Source organism: Agromyces sp. NPDC055661 (genome assembly GCF_053618135.1).
Genome location: NZ_JBSHHC010000002.1, coordinates 1178807 through 1199711, shown reverse-complemented (window position 1 = coordinate 1199711; position 20905 = coordinate 1178807). Strand labels below are relative to the sequence as shown.

Genomic DNA, 20905 nt, shown 5'->3' with positions numbered 1-20905 from the left:
CGGATTCACGAGCGAGTGACGCAGCGCTCCGAGAGCGCGTACCGCAGCAGCACCATGTCGCCCACCTGGCGGCTCTCGGCGAGCACGGCGTGACGCTCGGGCGTCCACGGGAACGTGCCGTCGCCGATCAGCCGCGGAGCCCGCGGGTCGCCGACGAAGAACGGGGCGATGGCCAGTTGGAGCTCGTCGACGAGGTCGGACGCCAGGAACTGCGTGATCATCGTCCGGCCGCCCTCGACCAGCAGCGCGCGCACTCCTCGGTCGCCCAAGTCATCGACCAAGTCCGCCATCGTGACCTCCTCGCCCAGCCCGACCACGGTTGCGAGCTCACCGAGCCGGTCACGGATGCCGCGGGCCGCCGATCGCGGGCAGTACACCAGCTTCTCCGTCGGCCCCGTGGCGAAGAACGCCGAGTCGGGATCGAGGTCACCGGTCGCGGTCACGGTCACCTTCACGGGCGTCGGCGTCAGGCCCTCGGCCTCGCGCCGGGTCCGTCGCTCGTCGCTGCGCACCAGCAGGCGCGGATTGTCGAGGCGCACGGTGCGCGCACCGACGAGGATGGCGTCGCTGTGCGCGCGCACCTCGTCCACCCGGTCGAAGTCCGCCGCGTTCGAGAGGGCCAGGCGGGGAGGGGCTGCGGTGTCGAGGTAGCCGTCGATCGACATCGCGGCACTGAGGATCACATAGGGCCGATCGCTCACGAGTCCACCCTGCCACGCGCACCGGCGAGCACGACCCCCGGTGCCGGTTCCCGGGTGCGAGGGTGGCGAACCGCAGAGGCCACGGCGAGCACGAGCCCGGGTGCGACGGCGATCATGGCGAGCACGCCGAAGAGGGCGGATGCCGCGACGCCGGTCGCTGCGCCCAGGCCGGCGACGGCGAACGTCCAGCCGGCGATGCCTTCACGCGGGCCCCAGCCTCCGACATTGAACGGGATGGACGCGGCGAGCAGGATGACGAGCGCGAGGGCGGCGAGGCGGAGCGGCGGCACGCTCGCCCCGACCGCGGCGACCGCGACGCCGAGGGTCGCGACGTGGCATCCGACAACCAGGACCGAGGCGACGACGACGCGCACGAGTGCGCCAGGGGAGCCCACGCCAGCCGACAGTTCGCCGAGCTCGCGTCGCAGCGCGCGCCGCGCGCGGGCGCTCGTCGCGGCGGTCACGAACACGGCGAGGGCGATCACCGCGAGGACGATGCCGAGCGCGGGGAGCACGTACCCCTCGAACTCCAAGCCGAAGCCGGCGAGCACGACGACCGCGAGCACGATCTGGACCACCTGGCCCATGGTGCGCTCGATGACGACGGCGCGGGCGCCCTGCGCGACGTTCCCCGCGTCGCGACCTTGCGTGACCGCGCGCTGCACGTCGCCGACCACGCCGCCGGGGAGCACGCTGTTGAAGAACTGCGAGCGGTAGTACCGGCCGACGGCCTGCCGGAGGGGAAGGCCGACGCCGAGCCGCCCGGCGATGATGCTCCAGCGCCACGCCGCCGCGACCGTGGCGACGAACGAGAGCGCGAGCGCGAGCGCGATCACGCGGAGGTCGATGCTCGAGAGCCCCTGCAGGAACGGTTCGGACCCCACCTGCGCGATGACCGCGACCAGCACGACGATGCCCACGAGCGAACGCGCGGCGAGCCGGAACCACGTCGACGACAGGATCGCGCGGATCCGAGGGGCGCTCGTCGACGCGGACATCACGGCCACGCCAGGAGATCGGCGTGCACGACGACGGCGGAGAGCACGCCGCGCCGCAGCTGTTCGGACCGGAGCGCGCGGTAGGCCGCACACTCGCCCTCGAGGTCGCGACGCTGCTCGAGCGCCGCATCGATCCATCCGTCGAACCACTGCTCGAGGAGGTCCGGCTCGTGCGGGCCGAGCCGCCAGCGGGTCTCGGCGGTGCGGACGTTCCAGCCCGCCTCGCGGAACACGAGTTGCGCGAGTGCGGCGGCGGAGGGCCCGAGGAGCCGGCGCCCGCCGACGAGGCGTTCCTGGTGCGCGTTGAACGCGGCCGCGACCCCGGCGTCGCGAGGATCGGGCGGATCGAGGAGCACGTCGCCGGTCACGCTCAGGCTCAGGAGCGCGGGGCATCCGACCGCGATGATCGCCCGGGCCACCGCGCGCAGCTCGTCGAAGGTCAGCACGTCGAGCAGCGCCGACGCGGTCACGAGGGACGCGCCGTCGAGCTCGCCGGCGTCGAGCGCCCCGAGCTCGCCCGTTCGCGTGCGGACGGCGACGGGCCTCCCGTCACGGTCGAGCGGCGCCGCGCCGTTCGTCGCGAGCTCGACGAGGTCGGGGTTCCAGTCGTGCAGGATCCACGTCTGCGGGCCCGGCAGCAGCGGCGCCAGCCACCGCATCATCGAGCCCGTGCCGCTGCCCAGGTCGTGGACCTCGACGGGGCCGGGTCGGAGCAGGCCGGATGCCGCGAGGGCGAGCTCGCGGGACCGCGACCGCGCGTCCTCGGGTTCGCGCAGCCTGAGCCAGTCGCTGCTGACCTCGATGATCTCGTTCATGCGGTGCGCCGCCGTTCGAACTCGACGTCGGCCGCCGGGCGGAGCTCACCCAGGACCGCGGTGACGATCGTCGCCGTGGCATCCCAGGTCCGCGTCGCGAAGACCGTCCGCGAGCGCATCGCCTCCGCCTCGAGCACGGCACTCCATCCGCGATCCACCTGCCACCGCCGCAGGACCGCGCGCAGCGCCACCGGATCGTCGGGCCGGGTGAGGATGCCGCCCCTGCTGCCGGCGATCGACTCCGGCACCCCGCCCACCTGCGCGGCCACCACCGGGATGCCACGGGCGAGCGCGTCGGCGACGACCATCCCGTAGCTCTCCGACCGCGAAGGTGCGACGACGAGGTCCGCGGTGCGGTACGCATCCTCGAGCCGGCCGCCGGTGAGCACGCCCGTGAGGACCACTCGATCCGCGAGCCCGGCGGAGCTGATCACGCCCCTCACGCGATCCGCGAACTCGGGATCGGCATCGAGCGAGCCCACGATCGTGCAGCGCCAGCCGGGCAGGTCGGTCATGCCCGCCAGCGCGTTGGCGAGCACGTCGTGCCCCTTGTGCCGGACGACGGCGCCGACGCTGAGCAGGTGGCCGCCCGATCCGGAGCCGGAACCCGCCGTCGCCGGGGACGTGCCCGGCAGGGCGACCGTGATCCGATCCGGATCCGCGAGCCCCCGCGCGACCAGCTCGGAACGGGTCCATTCGCTGGTGGTGATCACGCGTCGCGCGGCACCGAGGGCGACGCGTTCCCGCTCGGCGGTTCGCGCATGGCCCGGCGTCCCCGGCAGGGCGCTCGCCACCATGTGCGCGAGCACCACGATGCGAAGGCGGCTCGCCTGCGCCTCCAGCACGGCGGACGCCGCGACGGCGAGCAGGCCGTCGACGAGCACGAGCGCGTCGTGGGGGAGCGCCGACATCGCGCGCGCCGCATCCGTCACTCGGGTGACCGCGACGGGAACGATCCGCACGTCGCAGCCACGAGCGCGCAGCGTCTCGGCGAGTCGCCGGTCGTAGACGTTGCCGCCGCTGACGCGCTCGTCGTCGTCGAAGCCGTCGGGGACGAGGAAGTGCACGGTCGCGTCCGTCATCCGCTCACACCTCGCGCTCGTAGCTCGCCCACGCGATGTGCGACTCGTGGAGGGTCACCTCGATCGACGAGAGCCGAGCGGCGGATGCCCCGAGCCGACCGTCGACGACGCGTTCGGCGAGACGGTCGGCGATGACCTGGCACAGCCGCTCGGTCGTCGTGTTGACCCCGGCGAACTCGGGCTCGTCGTCGAGGTTCCGGTAGGTCAGCGCGCCCGTGATCTCGGCCAGGACCCCGGACGCCAGCCCGATGTCGACGACCACGCCGTCGGCGTCGAGCTCGCTCGCGCGGAACGACGCGTCGACGACGAAGGTCGCCCCGTGCAGGCGCTGCGCGGGGCCGAACGTCTCCCCGGTGAAGCTGTGGGCGACCATGATGTGGTCCCGCACGGTCACGGTGAAGGTCACGAGGCATCCGTCCAATCGATCGCGTGGCAGAGATCAGGGCCCGGTCCCTCGGCGAGCGTCGCCATGACCGCGGGCAGCTCGCTCCACGGGGATTCTCCGGTGAGCAGGGCGTCGAAGGCGTCGTCCTGCAGCAGGTCGAGCGCGAGCGCCAGCCGGTCGCGCGTCGAGCGCGTCCCGCGTCGACGTCGGGCGACGGCGCCCACCTGGCTCGCCCGGATCGTCAGCCGGCGCGAGTGGAAGTCCGCGCCGAGGGCGAGCGTCACGGGCCGGTCGCCGTACCAGCTGGCCTCGATCACCTCGCCGTCCGTCACGACGGACTCGAGGGCGAGCTGCAGCCCGGCCTCCGACCCGCTCGTGTTCACGACGAGGTCGCGGCCGCCCGGTGCGTCGCCGGGTTCCGCGAAGCCGACGCCGAGTCGATCCGCGACCACACGACGCGAGGGATCCACGTCGACGAGCACGACGTCGAGGCCCGGGATGCCGCCGGCCAGGCGCGCCACGCAGCATCCGATCATGCCGGCACCGACGACCGTGACCCGGTCGCCGACGAGGGGAGTGGCATCCCAGAGCACGTTCACGGCGGTCTCGACGGCGCCGGCGAGCACCGCGCGGCGAGCGGGAACGCCGTCGGGGACCGGGACCACGGCCTCGGCGGGGACGACGAAGGCGGACTGGTGCGGGAACAGCGTGAAGACCGTGCGCCCGAGGAGCGCGTCGGGCCCCTGCTCGACGACGCCGACGTTGAGGTAGCCGTACTTCACCGGTCCGGGGAAGTCGCCCTCCTGGAACGGCGCGCGCATCCGCTCCCGCTCGCTCGGCGGCACGTGCCCGAGGAAGACGGATGCCTCGGTGCCGCGACTGACGCCCGTCCACCGGGTGCGCACCAGCACCTCGCCCGCGCCCGCGCCGGCGACCGACTCGCGGCGCAGGCCTCCGACGCCCGGCTCGTCGACCCAGAAGGCCACGGCCTCACGCACCGACACGTCTCCCTCGATGAACCATCCGACGATCTCCTCCGTATTCATGAATATGCTCCGTGCGACGCTCCCGAACAAGGACACGTGATGGCGAGCGTCGAGGTTCAGCTCCCACCCGTCGCATCGGCCGCCCTCGGTGCCGGGGGTGTCACGGCGATCTGGGCCGCCGATCCGCTGCCCGCCGCCGGCTGGTGGGCGGCGCTGGCCTACCTGATGGTGAGCACCGCGCTGCTGCTTCGTGGATTGCGACACCGGCAGGCGGTTCGATTCGGCTGGGCGAATGTCGTCACGGCGACGAGATCGGCGCTGGTCGGCATCATCACCGGCCTGGTCGTCGCCTCCTTCATCGAGCCGATCCCGGTTGCGCTGCTCATCGGACTGGCCGTGCCGGCGCTCGCGCTCGACGCCGTGGACGGCTGGGTCGCGCGTCGTACCGATTCCATCACCGAACTCGGCGCACGGTTCGACATGGAGGTGGACGCGTTCCTCCTCCTCGTGCTCAGCGCGTTCGTCGCGCAGCTCCTGGGGCCATGGGTGCTCGCGATCGGGCTGATGCGGTACGCCTTCGTCGTCGCCGGATGGGTGCTGCCCTGGATGCGCGGGCAGCTCCCGCCGCGGTACTGGCGCAAGGTCGTGACCGCCGTGCAGGGGATCGCGCTGGCGCTCGCGGCATCCGGACTGGCGCCGATGCTCGCCGGCGTGGCGGTGGCGATCGCGCTGGCCCTGCTCGTCGAGTCGTTCGGTCGCGACGTGATCTGGCTCGCGCTGCGCCGCCGCAGCACCGCTCGGAGCCGTGCCGGCGACGACGCTCGCCCAGCCGAGGTGGATGCGCCGTGATCGACGCACCCGCCGAACCGGCCGAGGAGGAGCAGCGGTCATGCCGTCCGCGGGGCGCGGAGCACGACGGCCGTGGCGATCGCGAGCACCACGATGCCGATCGACTCGATGATCACGGTCTCGGGGACGAGGGTGAAGCTCCACACCTCGGTGATGCCGAAGAAGCCGACCGTCAGCGCGAGCAGGAGCGACGAGAGCGTCGCGATGACGAACAGCAGGCTCAGCACCGTGGTGATGCTCAGCAGCCGTCCGCGCAGGAACAGCATGCCGATGGCCAGCACGAGCGCCGCGATGGCGTTGAGCACGAACAGCACGCCGAGCAGGCCGCCGACGCCGACGAAGACCAGGTAGAGGTGGATCCCGCCGACGGCGAGCAGCACGATCGCGCTGAGGATCCGCATGACCCAGAGGAGGGTCGTGTCGGGGGTTCGGGTCATGGTCGTGCCAGTGTTTCCAGTCATGGTCAGACTCGCTTCCGATCGAAGCCTCCGGCGGAGACGCTAGGAGTGACACGAGACGGCGGCGCAAAGGGTTCACTCGCGCCGAGGCTGACCGGGTGGAAGGTCGTCTGGCTCGTGGTCGCCGTCCTGATCCTCGTCGAGGTGCCGCTCGCGCCGGCAGCGATCACCCACGGCTCGCCGGCGCCGCTCATCGGGCTTCCGGTGGAGTCGATCATCGTGCTGGCCCTGCTCGTGCTGCTTCCCTGGCGGGTGGCACGCGTCGTCGTGGCGGTCGGCTTCGGCGTCCTCGTCGTGGTCGCGCTCGTGCTCGCCGCGATCGACTCCGGCTACCGGACGGTGCTCGACATCCACTTCGATCCGCTCGACTGGCAGCAGCTGGGCGACGCGTACGGGGTCGTCCGGGGCTCCATCGGCGGGCCCGCCGCGAGCGCGCTGCTCGCGCTCCTCGTGCTCGTCGCCGTCGGCCTGATCGTCGCACTCTCGTGGGCGGCGCTCCGCGCGGCCGGGGCGCTTCGACCGCGCGTGCGCGGCACGGCGGTGCTCTCTGCGGTCGCCGCAGCCTGGATCACCGCCGCCCTGGTGGGCGCGCACATCGTGGCGGGCCAGCCGACCGCCGCGGCCGCCTCGTTCGGTTCGATCTCCGCATCGACCAGGGAGGCCGCCGAGGGGATCGCCGCTGTCGCCGAGCTCTCGCAGCAGATCACGACGGATCCCTACCGCGACGTCCCCGGCTCCGAGCTGCTGACCGCACTGCGCGGCAAGGACGTCGTCTTCGCGTTCGTCGAGAGCTACGGCCGGGTGGCCGTCGAGGACCCGGAGATCTCGGCCGGCGTCCGGCGGGTGCTGCGCGACGGCGAGGAGCAGCTCCGCGCCGACGGCTACGCCTCTCGAAGCGCGTTCCTCACGTCGCCGACGTTCGGGGGGCTCAGCTGGCTGGCGCACTCGACGCTCCAGACCGGGCTGTGGATCGACCGGCAGCCGCTCTACAGCAAGCTGATCCGGAGCGATCGGTTCACGCTGAGCGACGCCTTCGGCGCGGCCGGATGGCGCACGGTGAGCGTCATCCCGTCGAACACCGACCCGTGGCCGTTCGGCACCTCGTTCTACCACTGGGACACGCAGCTCAACGCGCACAACATGGGCTACCGCGGCCCGTCCTTCGGGTACGCGCGGATCCCCGACCAGTACACCTGGAAGCACTTCGCCGACACCGAACTCGCCCGCGACGACCAGCCGGTCATGGCCGAGATCGACCTCGTCTCCTCGCACACCCCGTGGGCACCGCTCCCGAAGCTGGTGCCCTGGTCCGAGATCGGCGACGGTTCCGTGTTCGATCCCCAGCCTGAGCAGGGGGCGTCGGCGACCGAGGTCTGGCGGGATTCCGACCGGGTGCGTCAGGCGTACGGGCAGTCCGTCGAGTACTCGCTCGGCGCGACGTTCGACTTCCTGCACCGGGCCGACGATCCGAACCTCGTGATCGTCGTGCTCGGCGACCACCAGCCGGCGACGATCGTGAGCGGGCAGGGCGCAGGCCACGACGTGCCGATCAGCATCATCGCGAAGGACCCGGCGGTGCTCGCAGCGATCGACGGATGGCGGTGGCAGGACGGGATGCTGCCGTCGCCCGACGCGCCCGTCTGGCCGATGAACGACTTCCGCGACCGATTCCTCGCCGCCTTCAGCGCCGGTTGAGGTCGGGCACGCGGTCGGTCGTCAGGACGCACCCGAGGAGGGCGCTCCTCCGAAGCGAACCGCAGCGGTGAGCACCCGGGGGTCGGGGAAGTCCTCGCAGTATTGGTACCGGTAGGCGAGCTGGACGACACCGTCGGTGATCACGAACTCCGCCGGCAGGAGGAACGGATTGTCGACGGATGCCCGTTCCGTGTCGTGCCGGGAGGCTGCCAACTCCACGCCCGCCGACCGTTCGCACGCGAGGAGATCGTCGGATGCGTCGAACAGCACTTGGGCGGTGGTTCCCTCGAGGACGTCGAACGCCCGATAGGCGGACTCGTCGGGGTCGCTCAGAATCGCGCACGGGATCTCGTTCCGGTCACGGTATCGGTTCGAGCGCTCGGGCGCGGCCTGACCGATGATCGTCACTGTGCAGCCGAGCTCGATGAGCGCGTCGTACTCGTCCCGGAGCCTGCGGGCGCGGTCACGACCGCAGCTGCATCCGAAGTGCCTCCAGAACAGGATGACCGCGGTCCGGTCGGTCCACAACGACGACAGCCGGATCGGGGCGCCGGTGTGGTCGGGCAGGACGAGATCGGGCGCGGCGTCACCGACCTGAAGCGGGATGCGATCCCAGCGCAGACGCTGCGGTCCGCGCGTCCACAGGTCGAGCCATTGCTGCTCGGCGGCGGCCAGTTCGGAATCCATGCGGCACCACTTCTCTGGAGTAGTCGGCGACCGAGCAACCCGACGTCGTCCCGTGCACCTGGGACCATTGCTCGTAGCGTGCCGGCTCGAGGATCAGCTTTTCGTACCGCAGGCGACGCTGTCCAGCGACCCGCGGCAGCCCGATGTCGGATGCCGCTGACACGATGTGCCCATGACCAGGTACTGGCTCGGCGTGGTGCAGCGCGCGCACGTGCTGCTCGGCGTCGAGTGGGGGATCGCTCAGACGAACCACGGCAAGAAGGCCGGCGTGCAGCGCATGCAGCCGGGCGACGGCTTCGTGTACTACTCGCCGAAGACGAGCCACCCCGACGGCGACCCGCTGCGCGAGTTCACCGCGATCGGCCGGGTCGCCGACGGCGACGTCTACCAGGCCGAGTCGGATCCGAACCTCATGGCCGGGTTCCGCCCGTGGCGGCGTGCGGTGGCCTACTCGTCGCACGCCCGCCCTGCGCCGATCACCCCGTTGCTACCCGTGCTCGACCTCACCCGGGGCAATGCGAACTGGGGCTTCCAGCTGCGCCGGGGCCACCTCGAGCTCACGAAGCACGACTTCGACGTCATCGCCCGCGAGATGGGGGCCGACGAGCTGGTCGGCTAGGCACGAGCAGCATGCGCGAGGCGAAGGTCACACGCGGGCCGCAGAATCGTCTCATGGGATTCACACGCGCCGAGCTCGAGTCGTTCCGCGGGGCGAGCGTCGCCGACCTGATGCCCGAGCATCCGAGGCTCGTCTTCGTCGGCATCAATCCCGGGCTCTGGACGGCGGCGACCGGCTCGCACTTCGCGTACCCGGGCAACCGCTTCTATCCGGCGCTCGCCGCGGCGGGCATCATCGCGCGGGTCCCCGACTTCGCGAACGGACTCAGCGAGGCCGACCAGCGGATGTTCGTCGACGCCGGCATCGGCATCTCGAACCTCGTGCACCGCGCGACCGCCCGCGCCGACGAGCTCGACCGAGCCGAGCTGCGCGATGGCGCGGTGCGGCTCGCCGATGATGTGGCGCGCTGGAGACCGCGCGTCGTCGCGATCGTCGGGCTGACCGCCTATCGACAGGGCTTCGACCGCCCGAAGGCCCGAGCCGGGCGGCAGGACGAGCCGATCGCCGACGCCGAGCTCTGGGTCGTGCCGAACCCGAGCGGGCTCAACGCGCACGCGACGGTCGCCGACCTGGCGCGCGCGTACGCCGAACCGGCCCGGGCCGCGGGAGTCCTCCTCGATCGGCCCGAGCCGGCGAGCGAGCGGCCGGGGGACTGACCGGCCAAGAGCCCTCGTAGCATGAACCCATGCCGCCGACGTCAGCAGATCCCCGGTCCGAGCTCGTGGCGCTGTGCGAGCGGGGCCTCGAGTGGCGGCCCGACCTCACGCGAGCGCTGGCGGATGCCGGGGGAGCGCGTCCGGCCGCGGTGCTCGTGCTGTTCGGCATCCTCGATTCCGTGCCCGCCCGATCGGCCGGCCCGATGCCACGTGACCTCGACGTGCTGCTGCTCCGACGGGCGGCGACGCTCGCCAGCCATGCCGGGCAGATCGCGTTCCCGGGCGGGCGCCTCGAGGCATCCGACGACGGCCCGATCGCCGCGGCGCTGCGGGAGGCGGTCGAGGAGACCGGGCTCGACCCCGACGGCATCGATCCGCTCGGCACGCTGCCGCCGATGCCGGTGCCCGTGAGCAACCACGTCGTGACACCCGTGCCGGCCTGGTGGACGCGGCCGTCGGAGGTCGCGGCGGTCGACCACGACGAGTCGGTCGAGGTGTTCCGCGTGCCCGTGGCCGACCTGCTCGATCCCGCGAACCGTGGCAACGTGGTCGGCAGCTACCAGGGCCGCATCTGGCGTTCGCCGGCATTCGAGGTCGGCGGGCGCGTCGTGTGGGGCGTGACCGGGCTGATGCTGTCGCGCATGTTCGACGAGCTCGGCTGGGTCGAGCCGTGGGACGAGGAGCGCGTCGTCGAGCGCGACGACCTGCTGGGCGCCTGATCCCCGCTCGCCGTCAGCGCACGAGCAGGAGCACACCCAGCGCGATGAGCCACAGCGACCAGAGCGTGTAGCCGATCGGCACCAGCACGCCGGCGACCGACCAGCCGCGCTGCTCGAACGGACCCACGAACTCGAGCGAGCCGATGACCAGCATCGCACCGATCACGATGCCGGGGATCGCGAGCCAGAGCGGGAGACCGCCGGCCGCGGCGACGAGGATGGTCCACGCGCCGGTCGTGAGGTACCCGAGGTGCTCGCCGACGGCGACGCCGAGGTAACGGTGCTGCACCTGGAACACGAGGTCGATCGCCGATCCGTCGGTCGCGGCCGCGTGCTCGCGCGCCAGGAACGGAACGACGAAGACCCAGCGCAGCAGGCCGAGCGCCTGCACCGTGCCGGCGATGACGCCGACCGCGACCGCGAGCGCGGCGAGCCCGGGGTCGGCGATGAGCCCGCCGGCGAGCACGGCGACGGGGATGAACAGCAGCGCCGACCACGCGAAGCCGAACCAGAGCAGCACGAGCCCGGTGCCGCCCGCGCGGAAGCGCTCGAGGATCTCGCCCGTCGGGCGGCGCAGGATGCCCGGATAGCCGAAGCGGACGGCGAGGCCGGCGTAGCCCGCGTTGAACAGGAGCGGCGTGGCGATGAGCAGCACGGCGAGCGCGATCATGCGGCACAGCATAGCGTACAATGTACGTTATGGAAATGAGGAGCGGGCCGATCGCCAGGCGACGGCGGAACAGCCTCAGCCGCGACGAGATCGTCTCCGCGGCCTTCGACCTGTACCAGGAGGGCGCGACCGACGTGAGCCTGCGGAGCGTCGCCGCGCGGATCGGCGCGTCGCCGATGGGACTGTACGCACACATCGCCACCAAGGCCGACCTGCTCGACGCCGTCGCGGACCGCGTGCTCGCGGAGCTCCCCGGTCCCGACGACGGCCCCGGCGACTGGATCGACGCCGGCGTCGACCGGGCGGCCGCGCACCTCGCAGTGCTCACGGCGCATCCATGGGCGGTGCCCGTGCTGCTCGCACGCCCGAACCCGGGACCGGCGGCGGCGATGGCGGGGGAGCACTACCTCCGTACCTTCGCACGCGGGCTCGATCCCCACACGGCGGCGGTCGCGTTCACGGCGACGCTCGCCGTGGTCTACGGCACGGCGGCGTTCACCACCGCGGCCGGCCACTCGCCCGACGCGCAGGAGCGCGACGAGGTCGTCGGACGCATCCGCGACGTCGAGGGGTTGCCGCACACCGCGGCAGCGGCCGAGACGCTCGCCGACTACGGCTCCGAGGAGCAGTTCCGCAGGTCGGTGCGGGCGCTCCTGACGGGGCTGGCCGCGACGCACTGAGCAGCCGACGCGGAGCGCGAGCTCGACACGCGGCACCCGCTGTGCCGCCGCGCGAGTTCTCGACGAGGCCGCCGACGTCCTCGTCGACTCCTCGGATCCCTCGCGCGGCGGGGGTGGAACTCAGGGCTCCCGACGGGACTGTATCCGATCGATCCTGTGAGCCCGCCGCGAGTTGCACGACACGCCGACACGGAATTCACGAGCACCCGATCGCACCCCGCGAGTAGGTTGTCGCATGTGACGACCTGCCGCGCCGGCGGGTCCTGGGGCGGGGCGAAAGGGAATCGATGAACTTCATCGGCAGTGTCTGGGACATCTTCTGGTTCTTCTTCTGGGTGTTCGTGTGGGTCGCCTACCTCTTCGTGCTGATCTACATCGTCATCGACATCTTCCGCGACCACTCGCTGAACGGCTGGCTGAAGGCTGTCTGGCTGATCTTCCTGATCTTCGTGCCCTTCATCACGGCGCTCGTCTACCTCATCGCGCGCGGAAAGGGCATGGCCGAGCGCTCGGCGGAGCGACGTCCGCAGTACGTCGAGTACTCCGACGAGGAGCTGCGCAAGATCTCGTTCGCGAGCCCGTCCGACGAGATCGCGAAGGCGAAGGCGCTGCGCGACCAGGGCGTCATCAGCGACGGCGAGTACGAGGCGCTGAAGAACAAGGCCCTCGGCGGCAAGTTCTAGCCGTTCCGACGACGAGCGCCCCGGCCGCGCCGAAGCCACGGCGGCCGGGGCGCTCGGGACCGGGCTACGGCTCGATCGAACCTGCTGCGGCAAGGATGGCGTCCACAGCCGCATCCGGATGCGACACCATCGACACGTGGGACGCGTCGAGTTCGCTCACCGTCGACCCGGCGCGCTCCGCCAGGCGGCGGAGGACATCGACTGGGATGACTCGGTCGGCGGTACCGATCACCGCCCAGCTGGGGATGGTGCGCCAGGCGGGTGGCCCCGACGGGACGACGTTCGCCACGAGCGACGCCGGCCGTTGGCTCGCGACGATCGTCCAGCGGTCGGCCTCGGGCAGGTCCTGCGCGAACGACCCGTGCACGACCTCGGGCTTCAGGAAGACTTCGGCCGCGCCCTCGGGAGCGCCCGGATAGCCCGCGATGTCGAACACGGTGGTGGGGTCCGCGACGGCGAGCGCCGACGACGACCCCTCGAGGATCTGCAGCACGCTCTCGCCCTCATCCGGCATGAAGGCGTTCACGTACACCAGCGCTCGGACATCGCCGGCCTGGTTCCCCGCGTTCGTGATGACGGCGCCACCGTAGGAGTGGCCGACGAGCACGACCGGCCCGCTCGTCCGCTGGGCGAGGAACGACGCCACGTACGCGGCGTCGTCGGCGAGTCCTCGCAACAGGTTCGGCGGCACCAGCACGGTATAGCCCTGCGCCTGCAACGCCCTCGTCACGGCGTCCCAGCTGGAACCGTCGGCCCACGCCCCGTGCACCAGCACGATCGTGGGCTTCGTCGTCGCATCCGTCATGTCGTTTCCCCTCCTCGATACGAAGCGGCGACTCGTCTCCGGTCGCCACGCCGAACGCTACGGCAGCCCGCATCGCGCCGCCAGAGCCGGAAGCTGGGAGTAGCCTCGGCCCATGACGGTGAGCGCGGCCCACCATGAGCCGCCTGCATTCGACGTGCGCGAGTTCGCCCGCACCGCGCAGGGGAGCCTGCGTGACGACCTCGACCTCCCGGCGATCGCCGCCGAGCCGCCCTCCCACGAGGTCGCGCGCACGCTCGCGGCCCTCGCCGTACTCGAGGGCGCCACGATGGCGCACCTCCGCAACGTGCTCGTGACCTCGACGCACAAGGACGCCCGCGTGACCGCGTTCCTCGTCACCTGGGCGTTCGAGAAGTTCTGGATCGCGGACGCGCTGCGCGCGATCGTCGCGGCGGGCACCGGCGAAGAGCCGGGCTCGGCCGGCCGGCCCGACGCGGCGGCGCCTGCGCAGACCGGCCGGGTCGCGGCATCCGCCGGGCGCGGGCCGGTGCGCCGCGCGCTCGCGGGCTTCACGCAAGGCTGGGCCGTGGTCGGCGTGCACATGGCCGTCGGCTTCGTCGACGACCGGATGCTGCGCGCCGCCCACCTGCGCGTCGTCGACGTCGCGGGAAGCCCGCCGCTCGCCGCCGCGGCGGACCGCATCCTGCGCGTGAAGGCTCGCCACGCGGAGTTCTTCGAGGGGGAGGCGCGGGCGCGGCTCGGGACCTCCGCGCGTGCGGCACGGCTCGCCCGGCGCGAACTGCGTCGCACCTCGTGGCCCCTCGGCGGGTCGGCGCTCGAGCCGGCGGAGCTCGACGCATTCGGGCGGTTCGCGTTCGGCGGCGATGCCGGCCGCGCCGCGCTGGGCGTGCTCGAGCACGAGGTCCGAGGGCTGCCGGGCCTCGACGCGCGCACCGCGGCATCCGTCACCGCGAGCCTCGCCGCCCTCGCGGCCCGGCCCGTGGCGTGATTGCATGGTCGCAGGTGGGAAGGGGGGCCCGATGGCGTTCGACATCGACCGCTACACGGCGACCTCGGTGAGCGTGCACTGGGACGACCTCGACCTCGAGTCGTTCCGCGATTCGCCGCTGCCGGCCGAGTCGCTGCGCACCCTGCGCTACATGGCGGACGTGGAGTACCACACCGTCTGCTACACCCGCGACCTGCTCACCACGCCGTCGCATCGCGAAGCCGACGTCAGCGCGTTCATGACGATGTGGAACCGCGAGGAGTTCTGGCACGGCGAGGCGCTCGCGGCCGTGCTCGCGATGCACGACGTCACCGTCGACTACGACGCCCTGAAGGCGAGCCGGCTGAAGCTCGGCTGGCGCGACCGGCTCGACCCGATCAAGCAGTCCGTGCTCGGTTCGCTCGTCGGCTCGGACTTCGTCGCCGTGCACATGTCGTGGGGCGCGGCGAACGAGTGGTCGGCGATCACGGCGTACCAGCGCATGGCCGACCTCGAGGAGCATCCGGTGCTCGCCGAGCTGCTGCGCCGCATCGCGAAGCAGGAGGCCAGGCACGTCGCGTTCTACACCTCGCAGGCGCGCGAGCGGCTCGCGGCGAGCGCGAAGGCGCGGAAGGTGACGCGCTTCGCGCTGAGCCGGTTCTGGGCGCCCGTCGGCTCGAGCATCTCGTCCGACGATGACGTGCGGCACGTCATGACGCACCTCATGAGCGGCCCCGAAGGGCGGCGGGCGGCACGCAAGGTCGACGACAGCATCAGCGGGATGCCGGGACTCGACGGCCTGACGATCGTGCAGGACGCGCTCGACCGCATCGGCGTGCCCGGGTAGCGTGAAGGGCATGGCTCAGCAACGCGAGCCCGACACGTGGGCGCACGGACGCGCGTACGAGTCCTACGTCGGACGGTGGAGTCGCGAGGTCGCCCCGCGCTTCCTCGAGTGGCTGCGGCAGCCGCCAGGGCTGCGGTGGCTCGACGTCGGATGCGGCACGGGTGCGCTCAGCGCCGCCATCATCGAGCAGGCGATGCCCGCCACCGTCGACGGCGTCGACCCCTCGGAGGGCTTCCTCGAGGCGGCGGTCACCGAGCTCGGCAGCCGCGTCACCTTCCACCGGGCGGGAGCGGAGGCACTGCCGATCGACGACGATTCGATGGACGTCGTCGTGTCGGGGCTCGCCCTCAACTTCGTGCCCGATCCCGACCGCGGGCTCGCCGAGATGACCCGGGTCGCGGTCGGCGGCGGCGTCGTGGCCGCCTACGTGTGGGACTACGCCGAGCGCATGGAGCTCATGCGGTGGTTCTGGGATGCCGCGGGCGACCTCGACCCCGTGGCCGCGGAGCTCGACGAGCGCGACCGGTTCGCGGAGTTCACCCCCGAGGCGCTCACGTGGCGCTTCGCGGGTGCAGGCCTCCTCGACGTGGAGACGACGGGCATCGAGATCCCGACCGTCTTCCGCGACTTCGACGACTACTGGACGCCGTTCCTCGGCGGGCAGGGCGTCGCGCCGGCCTACGCGATGATGCTCGACGAGTCCGCTCGCGGGCAGCTGCGGGAGCGACTGCGCAAGCTCCTCCCCGTCGAGGACGACGGGACGATCCCGCTCGTGGCCCGCGCGTGGGCCGTGCGCGGCATCGTCGCGGGCTGACCACGGACGGCTCGGCACGGACGGCCGAGCACGGAAACGGCCCCGGCGGGATGTCGCGCCGGGGCCGTTCGCGTCACCTCACCTGCCGGTGGCTACGCGACGGTCTCCGCGTCGCGCTTCGGCAGCTTCCAGCCGGGTCGCACGTAGTGGCACGTGTACCCGTTCGGGTAGCGCTCCAGGTAGTCCTGATGCTCGGGCTCCGCCTCCCAGAAGGCGCCCGCGGGGGAGACCTCGGTGGTCGCCGGCCCCGGCCAGATGCCGGAGGCGTCGACGTCGGCGATGGTCTCGTACGCGGTGACCTCCTGCTCGGGCGTCGTCGGGAAGATCGCCGAGCGATAGCTCATCCCGACGTCGTTGCCCTGGCGGTTCCGCGTCGACGGGTCGTGGATCTGGAAGAAGAACTCGAGCAGGTCGCGGTACGACACCTTCGACGGGTCGTACACGATCTCGAGCGCCTCGGCGTGGGTGCCGTGGTTGCGGTACGTCGCGTTCGGCACGTCGCCGCCGGTGTAGCCCACGCGCGTGTCGATCACGCCCGGGCGCTTGCGGAGCAGGTCCTCCATGCCCCAGAAGCAGCCGCCCGCCAGGACGGCGGTCTCGGTGCCGGGGATGCTGGTGATCTCGCCGGGGTTGGTCATGATGCGTCCTCCTTCTCGGATGCCGCGGCATCCGGGGTCGTCGTCGGGAACAGCGAGCGGTACTGGCCGTACCCCTCCGCCTCGAGGTCGGCGGCGGGCACGAACCGCATCGCGGCGGAGTTCATGCAGTAGCGCAGGCCGCCCTCCTCGATCGGGCCGTCGTCGAACACGTGCCCGAGGTGGCTGTCGGCGCCCGAGGAGCGCACCTCGGTGCGCTTCATCCAGAGCGTCCGGTCGACCTTCTCGGTGACGGCGTCGGGCTCGATCGGCCGCGTGAAGCTCGGCCAGCCCGAACGGCTGTCGTACTTGTCGGTCGAGGCGAACAGCGGCTGCCCCGAGACGACGTCCACGTAGATGCCGGGCTCGTGGTTGTTCCAGTACTGGTTGCGGAACGCCGGCTCGGTCGCGTCCTCCTGCGTGACCCGGTACTGCTGGGGGGTGAGGCGGGAGACCGCCTCGGGAGTCCTGCGGTAGTCCTGTGGCACTTCGTATCCTCCTTCGCGGGCGCCGCTGGCTGCGGCGCTCGACGCACGCTCGACCGGCTGGCGATTCGCGGCGTCACCAGAGAAAACAGTCGGGGAGGCGGTCCTGTTCCGCCGTTCGGGCCTCCCCGCTGTGACTTCCCTGTGAGCGCCCGTCGGCACCCGGCGGACGTGTGGCCGTCGCCCCGCGGACGTACGATGGAGCCACGCCGGCCGGGGCGCTCTGGAAGGAGCAGCACTGGCCACCACCTGGCACCCGATCCTCGCCGCGGCGGAACCCGAGCCGGGGCGCTGGCGCCTCATCGACAGCACGGGTCGCGAGTACGGCACGGTCACGATCGTGCGCATCGACGGCCGGGTGCGGTATCGCGCCGAGTTCGGCGGACGGCTGCTCGGATGGGGCACCACCCTGCGCGGCGCGTGCGAGCAGGTGCACCACGCGTTCGTGCGGTCGCACGGCCCGGGGGACTGGCCGGGGTATCCCGACTTCCACGCTCGCTGAGGCACGATCCCCGAGGGACGTTCGCTCGGGCACGATCACCGAGCCGTCGTCGCGCCCGCAGGCGGTCATGCGCCAGACTTGGCGGCAGGATCCCGGGGGAGGTGAGCGTCGGTGGAGCTCCTGGTCGTCGGCGTGCTCGGCCTCCTCGGCATCGCCGCCGCCACCGCCCTCGGTCCGCGCGTGCGGGTGTCCCCGCCGCTGCTGCTCGTGATCGTCGGCATCCTCGTGAGCTTCCTGCCGTTCGTGCCCGAGATCGAGATCGACCCCGAGTGGATCATCGCGGGGGTGCTGCCGCCACTGCTCTACTCCGCGTCGGTCGCGATGCCCTCGATGGAGTTCCGCCGCGAGTTCGGGGCGATCAGCGGACTCTCGGTGTCGCTCGTCGTGATGAGCTCGGTCGCGATGGGGCTGCTGTTCACCTGGATCGTGCCGGGGCTGAGCCTCGCGGCCGGCATCGCGCTCGGCGCCATCGTCAGCCCCACCGACGCCGTCGCGACCTCGATCGTGAAGCGCGTCGGGGTCACGCCGCGCATCGTGACGGTGCTCGAGGGCGAGAGCCTGCTCAACGACGCGACGGCGCTCGTGCTGCTGCGCTCGGCGATCGCCGCGACCGCCGCGTCGATCACGTTCTGGGAGATCGTCGGCGACTTCGTGTTCGCCGTCACGGTCGCGGTGGTCGTCGGGTACGCGGTGGGCAAGGTCAACCTGTGGGTCCGGTCGCGGGTCACGGATGCCACGGTGAACACGGTCATCTCCTTCGCCGTGCCGTTCGTCGCGGCGGTTCCGTGCGAGGCGCTCGGGGCATCCGGGCTCGTCGCGGCCGTCGTCGCGGGGCTCGTGACGGGCCGCGGCGCGATCCGCAGCCTCTCGCCGCAGCACCGCATGTCGGACGTGCAGAACTGGCGCACGATCGAGCTCATCCTCGAGGGAGCGGTCTTCCTCGTCATGGGGCTCGAGCTGTCCACGATCGTCAGCGACCTGACGAACGAGGTGCGCGGCATCGAGCTCGGCGCCCGCGTCGCGGGGATCACGCTCCTCGGCGTCGTCGTCGTCCGGGCGCTGTTCGTGTTCCCCATGCTCGGGCTGCAGCGCCGGAGCTTCCGCCGTGGCGAGCGGATGAAGCCGCACCTCACCGCCGTGCAGGAACGGCTGGAGGGGGTGGACCCGACCCAGGCCGACCTCATGCTCGACGCCGCGAGGGCGGACGCGGCGCGAGCGGGCAGCATGCCGGACCCGATCGAGTCCGCCGACCCCGATGCCGACCCGCCGACCGACGACGAGGGCGCCGACGGTGAGCCCGCGGCCGACCATCGCCGTCGCCGGTTCCGGCGCCGGCCGCCCGACCGGGCGATCTCGTCGGCGTCGCTGCAGCGGTTCCAGTCGCGACTGCGACGCAAGGTCGCCGACATCGACTACTTCATGGCGGAGCCGCTGGGCTGGCGCGAGGGCACCGTGATCGTATGGGCGGGCATGCGCGGCGCGATCACGCTCGCCGCGGCGCAGACACTGCCGCAGGGCACGCCCGACCGCTCGCTCGTGATCTTCATCGCGTTCCTCGTCGCGGCCGGATCGCTCATCATCCAGGGCGCGTCGCTCCCGTGGCTGGTGCGGCTGGTGAAGCCCGCCGGCGTCGACCGGGAAGCCGCGCGCACTGAACGCGCGGATCTGCTCGAGATGCTCCGCGGCGTCGCCGACGACGTCGTGCGCGAGCACCGCGAGGCCCGCACGGCGGCGGGGGAACCGTCGGGCCCGCGCGACGCCGAGGCCGATCGCGAGCTCTATCGCGCCCTCCGACTGGACATCATCGCGGCACAGCGCGAGGCCCTCCTCTCGGTCCGCGACGAGGGCACCTTCAGCGCATCGGTGCTCACGGGTGCGCTCGAGACCCTCGACGCCGACCAGATCAGCATGGAGTTGCGGCAGGCGCACCAGGACGAGGCCTGACCGCAGCATCCGCGGGGATGGACCTCGCGCTGTGCTCGGCAACCGTTTCCCGAGAACTCGAGTCACGCGCCCTTCGCGACCACGCAGAATGCGTACTCGCTCGCGATAATCGTGAGCAAAGGTCAAGAACGTGGAGGACATTCACAGGAACACATGAGGGTTTGTACAGAAGCCCTCGGCAGACTGGCCACTTCGCCCGGGCGCCCCCGCGCCCGTGGAACGTCGAGTCAAGGTTCGCGCGGCAGCCCCGCCCGAGAGCCGCCCCCGTGAAAGTCATGCAGAACCAGTCTTCCTCCACACCTGAAAACTCCAGCTCACTCCAGACAGTCGATCCCGAGACCGTCCCCCGCCGCGATCGGCGCGACCGGCGCGGCAGGCGCCGCGGAGCATGGCTCGCCGCCGGCGCAGTCGTCGCGATCGGCGCCATGGTCGGCACCGGCTTCGCCGTGCAGGGCGCCGTCGCCGCCCAGAACGACCGCATCGCCGAGACCCGAGCGCTCACCGACGCCGCGAACAGCGACGTGCAGCAGCTCGACGCGCACGGCGGCATCCTCGAGGCCCGCGCGGTGAAGCAGGCCGAGGAGACCCTCGCCGGCGCCAACGACACCATCACGGCCGCGCAGGGCAAGACGGATGCCACCGCGCTCGTCGCCGAGGTCTCCGCGCTCGGCGACTACAAGCTCCTCGCGCCCGAGCGCGTGTTCGACCTCGTCGACTCGACGCAGGCGCACGCCGAGACCGTGCGCGCCGCCGTGGCGGAGGTCGACCGCGTCGCCGCGGAGCAGGCCGCTGCTGCCGCCGCCGCCGCCGCGAAGGCCGCCGCCGAGGCCGCTGCCGCCGCCGAGGCGGAGCAGGCGTCGTCGTCGTCGTCCTCGCGCCCCGGCGCGCCCGCCAACCCGACCGCCGCCCAGGCCATCGCCCGCGACATGCTGCTCCAGCGCGGCTGGGGCGACGACCAGTTCGGCTGCCTCGTCGAGCTCTGGAACCACGAGTCCGGCTGGAACGTCTACGCCTCGAACCCGAGTGGCGCGTACGGCATCCCCCAGGCGCTGCCCGGCAGCAAGATGGCCTCGGCCGGCCCCGACTGGGAGTCGAACCCCGCCACGCAGATCTCGTGGGGCCTCGGCTACATCACCGGCCGCTACGGCACCCCGTGCGGTGCCTGGGACGCCTTCAACTCGCAGGGCTGGTACTGATCCGTCGCCGACCCGAAGCGACCCCCAGGGAACGCCCCCGACCGCAGC

25 protein-coding genes are annotated in these 20905 nt (G+C 72.1%); 13 read left to right on the top strand and 12 right to left on the bottom strand.

Annotated elements, in window-relative coordinates; all coding sequences use genetic code 11:
- Positions 1–5: 5 nt before the first annotated feature.
- Genes ACWGO8_RS19180 through ACWGO8_RS19155 form a run of 6 tightly spaced genes read right to left on the bottom strand, consistent with a single transcriptional unit; the run spans position 6 to position 5027 of the window.
- On the bottom strand, positions 6–701 hold the full coding sequence (locus ACWGO8_RS19180; RefSeq protein WP_452044531.1) for a RibD family protein: 696 nt from the start codon (positions 699–701) through the stop codon (positions 6–8).
- Positions 698–1699 carry a lysylphosphatidylglycerol synthase transmembrane domain-containing protein gene (locus ACWGO8_RS19175; RefSeq protein ID WP_452044530.1) on the bottom strand — a complete coding sequence of 334 codons (1002 nt, stop codon included), beginning with the start codon at positions 1697–1699 and terminating at the stop codon, positions 698–700. The genes ACWGO8_RS19180 and ACWGO8_RS19175 overlap by 4 nt, the downstream gene beginning before the upstream one ends.
- Entirely contained in the window at positions 1699–2514 is an 816-nt protein-coding gene (locus ACWGO8_RS19170; protein ID WP_452044529.1) for an SAM-dependent methyltransferase, read from the bottom strand. The genes ACWGO8_RS19175 and ACWGO8_RS19170 overlap by 1 nt, the downstream gene beginning before the upstream one ends.
- Complete coding sequence (locus ACWGO8_RS19165) at positions 2511–3596, bottom strand: glycosyltransferase family 4 protein (protein WP_452044528.1); 1086 nt, start codon at positions 3594–3596, stop codon at positions 2511–2513. The genes ACWGO8_RS19170 and ACWGO8_RS19165 overlap by 4 nt, the downstream gene beginning before the upstream one ends.
- Before the next feature lie 4 nt (positions 3597–3600).
- Positions 3601–4002 (bottom strand): 6-pyruvoyl trahydropterin synthase family protein, encoded by a 402-nt coding sequence (locus ACWGO8_RS19160; RefSeq protein WP_452044527.1) that lies wholly within the window; start codon positions 4000–4002, stop codon positions 3601–3603.
- On the bottom strand, positions 3999–5027 hold the full coding sequence (locus tag ACWGO8_RS19155) for a zinc-dependent alcohol dehydrogenase (RefSeq protein ID WP_452044526.1): 1029 nt from the start codon (positions 5025–5027) through the stop codon (positions 3999–4001). Before ACWGO8_RS19155 ends, ACWGO8_RS19160 begins: the two co-directional genes overlap by 4 nt.
- Positions 5028–5066: 39 nt before the next feature.
- On the opposite strand from ACWGO8_RS19155, the gene ACWGO8_RS19150 reads away from it, so the two are divergent.
- Positions 5067–5816, top strand: a complete 750-nt coding sequence (locus ACWGO8_RS19150; protein ID WP_452044525.1) for a CDP-alcohol phosphatidyltransferase family protein — start codon at positions 5067–5069, stop codon at positions 5814–5816.
- A gap of 38 nt (positions 5817–5854) precedes the next feature.
- Here the strand turns inward: ACWGO8_RS19150 and ACWGO8_RS19145 are convergent, their stop codons facing one another.
- A complete protein-coding gene (locus tag ACWGO8_RS19145; RefSeq protein WP_452044524.1) occupies positions 5855–6253 on the bottom strand; it encodes a hypothetical protein in 399 nt (132 codons plus the stop codon).
- A 69-nt stretch (positions 6254–6322) separates the two neighbouring features.
- Here ACWGO8_RS19145 and ACWGO8_RS19140 point away from each other — a divergent pair, with 69 nt between their 5' ends.
- The gene (locus ACWGO8_RS19140; protein ID WP_452044523.1) at positions 6323–7969 is read left to right on the top strand and encodes a CDP-alcohol phosphatidyltransferase; all 1647 of its coding nucleotides are present in this window, start codon (positions 6323–6325) and stop codon (positions 7967–7969) included.
- A 21-nt stretch (positions 7970–7990) separates the two neighbouring features.
- Here the strand turns inward: ACWGO8_RS19140 and ACWGO8_RS19135 are convergent, their stop codons facing one another.
- A complete protein-coding gene (locus ACWGO8_RS19135) occupies positions 7991–8656 on the bottom strand; it encodes a peroxiredoxin-like family protein (RefSeq protein ID WP_452044522.1) in 666 nt (221 codons plus the stop codon).
- 172 nt (positions 8657–8828) lie between these two features.
- Between ACWGO8_RS19135 and ACWGO8_RS19130 the strand changes: the two genes are divergently transcribed.
- From ACWGO8_RS19130 to ACWGO8_RS19120, 3 genes are read left to right on the top strand one after another with little or no spacing between them, the layout of a single operon-like run.
- Positions 8829–9275, top strand: a complete 447-nt coding sequence (locus tag ACWGO8_RS19130; RefSeq protein ID WP_452044521.1) for an EVE domain-containing protein — start codon at positions 8829–8831, stop codon at positions 9273–9275.
- Positions 9276–9328: 53 nt separating this feature from the next.
- Positions 9329–9931, top strand: coding sequence for a mismatch-specific DNA-glycosylase (locus ACWGO8_RS19125; RefSeq protein ID WP_452044520.1), 603 nt, complete (start codon positions 9329–9331; stop codon positions 9929–9931).
- Between the two features lie 29 nt (positions 9932–9960).
- On the top strand, positions 9961–10650 hold the full coding sequence (locus ACWGO8_RS19120; RefSeq protein WP_452044519.1) for an NUDIX hydrolase: 690 nt from the start codon (positions 9961–9963) through the stop codon (positions 10648–10650).
- A 13-nt stretch (positions 10651–10663) separates the two neighbouring features.
- On the opposite strand, the gene ACWGO8_RS19115 is transcribed toward ACWGO8_RS19120, so the two are convergent.
- Positions 10664–11320, bottom strand: a complete 657-nt coding sequence (locus tag ACWGO8_RS19115; protein ID WP_452044518.1) for a DUF4386 family protein — start codon at positions 11318–11320, stop codon at positions 10664–10666.
- 29 nt (positions 11321–11349) lie between these two features.
- Between ACWGO8_RS19115 and ACWGO8_RS19110 the strand changes: the two genes are divergently transcribed.
- Entirely contained in the window at positions 11350–12000 is a 651-nt protein-coding gene (locus ACWGO8_RS19110; RefSeq protein WP_452044517.1) for a TetR/AcrR family transcriptional regulator, read from the top strand.
- Positions 12001–12287: 287 nt separating this feature from the next.
- A complete protein-coding gene (locus ACWGO8_RS19105; protein WP_452044516.1) occupies positions 12288–12683 on the top strand; it encodes an SHOCT domain-containing protein in 396 nt (131 codons plus the stop codon).
- 64 nt (positions 12684–12747) lie between these two features.
- On the opposite strand, the gene ACWGO8_RS19100 is transcribed toward ACWGO8_RS19105, so the two are convergent.
- Positions 12748–13488 (bottom strand): alpha/beta fold hydrolase, encoded by a 741-nt coding sequence (locus ACWGO8_RS19100; RefSeq protein ID WP_376954409.1) that lies wholly within the window; start codon positions 13486–13488, stop codon positions 12748–12750.
- Between the two features lie 112 nt (positions 13489–13600).
- Here ACWGO8_RS19100 and ACWGO8_RS19095 point away from each other — a divergent pair, with 112 nt between their 5' ends.
- From ACWGO8_RS19095 to ACWGO8_RS19085, 3 genes are read left to right on the top strand one after another with little or no spacing between them, the layout of a single operon-like run.
- Positions 13601–14455 (top strand): hypothetical protein, encoded by an 855-nt coding sequence (locus ACWGO8_RS19095; protein WP_452044515.1) that lies wholly within the window; start codon positions 13601–13603, stop codon positions 14453–14455.
- A gap of 31 nt (positions 14456–14486) precedes the next feature.
- Positions 14487–15281: a ferritin-like domain-containing protein gene (locus ACWGO8_RS19090; protein ID WP_376954412.1), complete on the top strand. Its 795-nt coding sequence runs from the start codon at positions 14487–14489 to the stop codon at positions 15279–15281.
- A 10-nt stretch (positions 15282–15291) separates the two neighbouring features.
- Entirely contained in the window at positions 15292–16095 is an 804-nt protein-coding gene (locus tag ACWGO8_RS19085; protein WP_452044514.1) for a class I SAM-dependent methyltransferase, read from the top strand.
- Between the two features lie 92 nt (positions 16096–16187).
- Here ACWGO8_RS19085 and msrA read toward each other — a convergent pair whose 3' ends face one another.
- Positions 16188–16733 carry a peptide-methionine (S)-S-oxide reductase MsrA gene (msrA, locus tag ACWGO8_RS19080; protein WP_452044513.1) on the bottom strand — a complete coding sequence of 182 codons (546 nt, stop codon included), beginning with the start codon at positions 16731–16733 and terminating at the stop codon, positions 16188–16190.
- Positions 16730–17218 carry a peptide-methionine (R)-S-oxide reductase MsrB gene (gene msrB, locus ACWGO8_RS19075; RefSeq protein ID WP_452044512.1) on the bottom strand — a complete coding sequence of 163 codons (489 nt, stop codon included), beginning with the start codon at positions 17216–17218 and terminating at the stop codon, positions 16730–16732. Before msrB ends, msrA begins: the two co-directional genes overlap by 4 nt.
- 337 nt (positions 17219–17555) lie before the next feature.
- On the opposite strand from msrB, the gene ACWGO8_RS19070 reads away from it, so the two are divergent.
- The 3 genes from ACWGO8_RS19070 to ACWGO8_RS19060 all read left to right on the top strand — a co-directional run bounded on the left by ACWGO8_RS19070 (position 17556) and on the right by ACWGO8_RS19060 (position 20857).
- Positions 17556–17717, top strand: a complete 162-nt coding sequence (locus tag ACWGO8_RS19070; RefSeq protein ID WP_452044511.1) for a hypothetical protein — start codon at positions 17556–17558, stop codon at positions 17715–17717.
- Between the two features lie 111 nt (positions 17718–17828).
- The gene (locus ACWGO8_RS19065; RefSeq protein WP_452044510.1) at positions 17829–19661 is read left to right on the top strand and encodes a cation:proton antiporter; all 1833 of its coding nucleotides are present in this window, start codon (positions 17829–17831) and stop codon (positions 19659–19661) included.
- A gap of 425 nt (positions 19662–20086) precedes the next feature.
- A complete protein-coding gene (locus ACWGO8_RS19060; RefSeq protein WP_452044509.1) occupies positions 20087–20857 on the top strand; it encodes an aggregation-promoting factor C-terminal-like domain-containing protein in 771 nt (256 codons plus the stop codon).
- Positions 20858–20905: the final 48 nt, after the last annotated feature.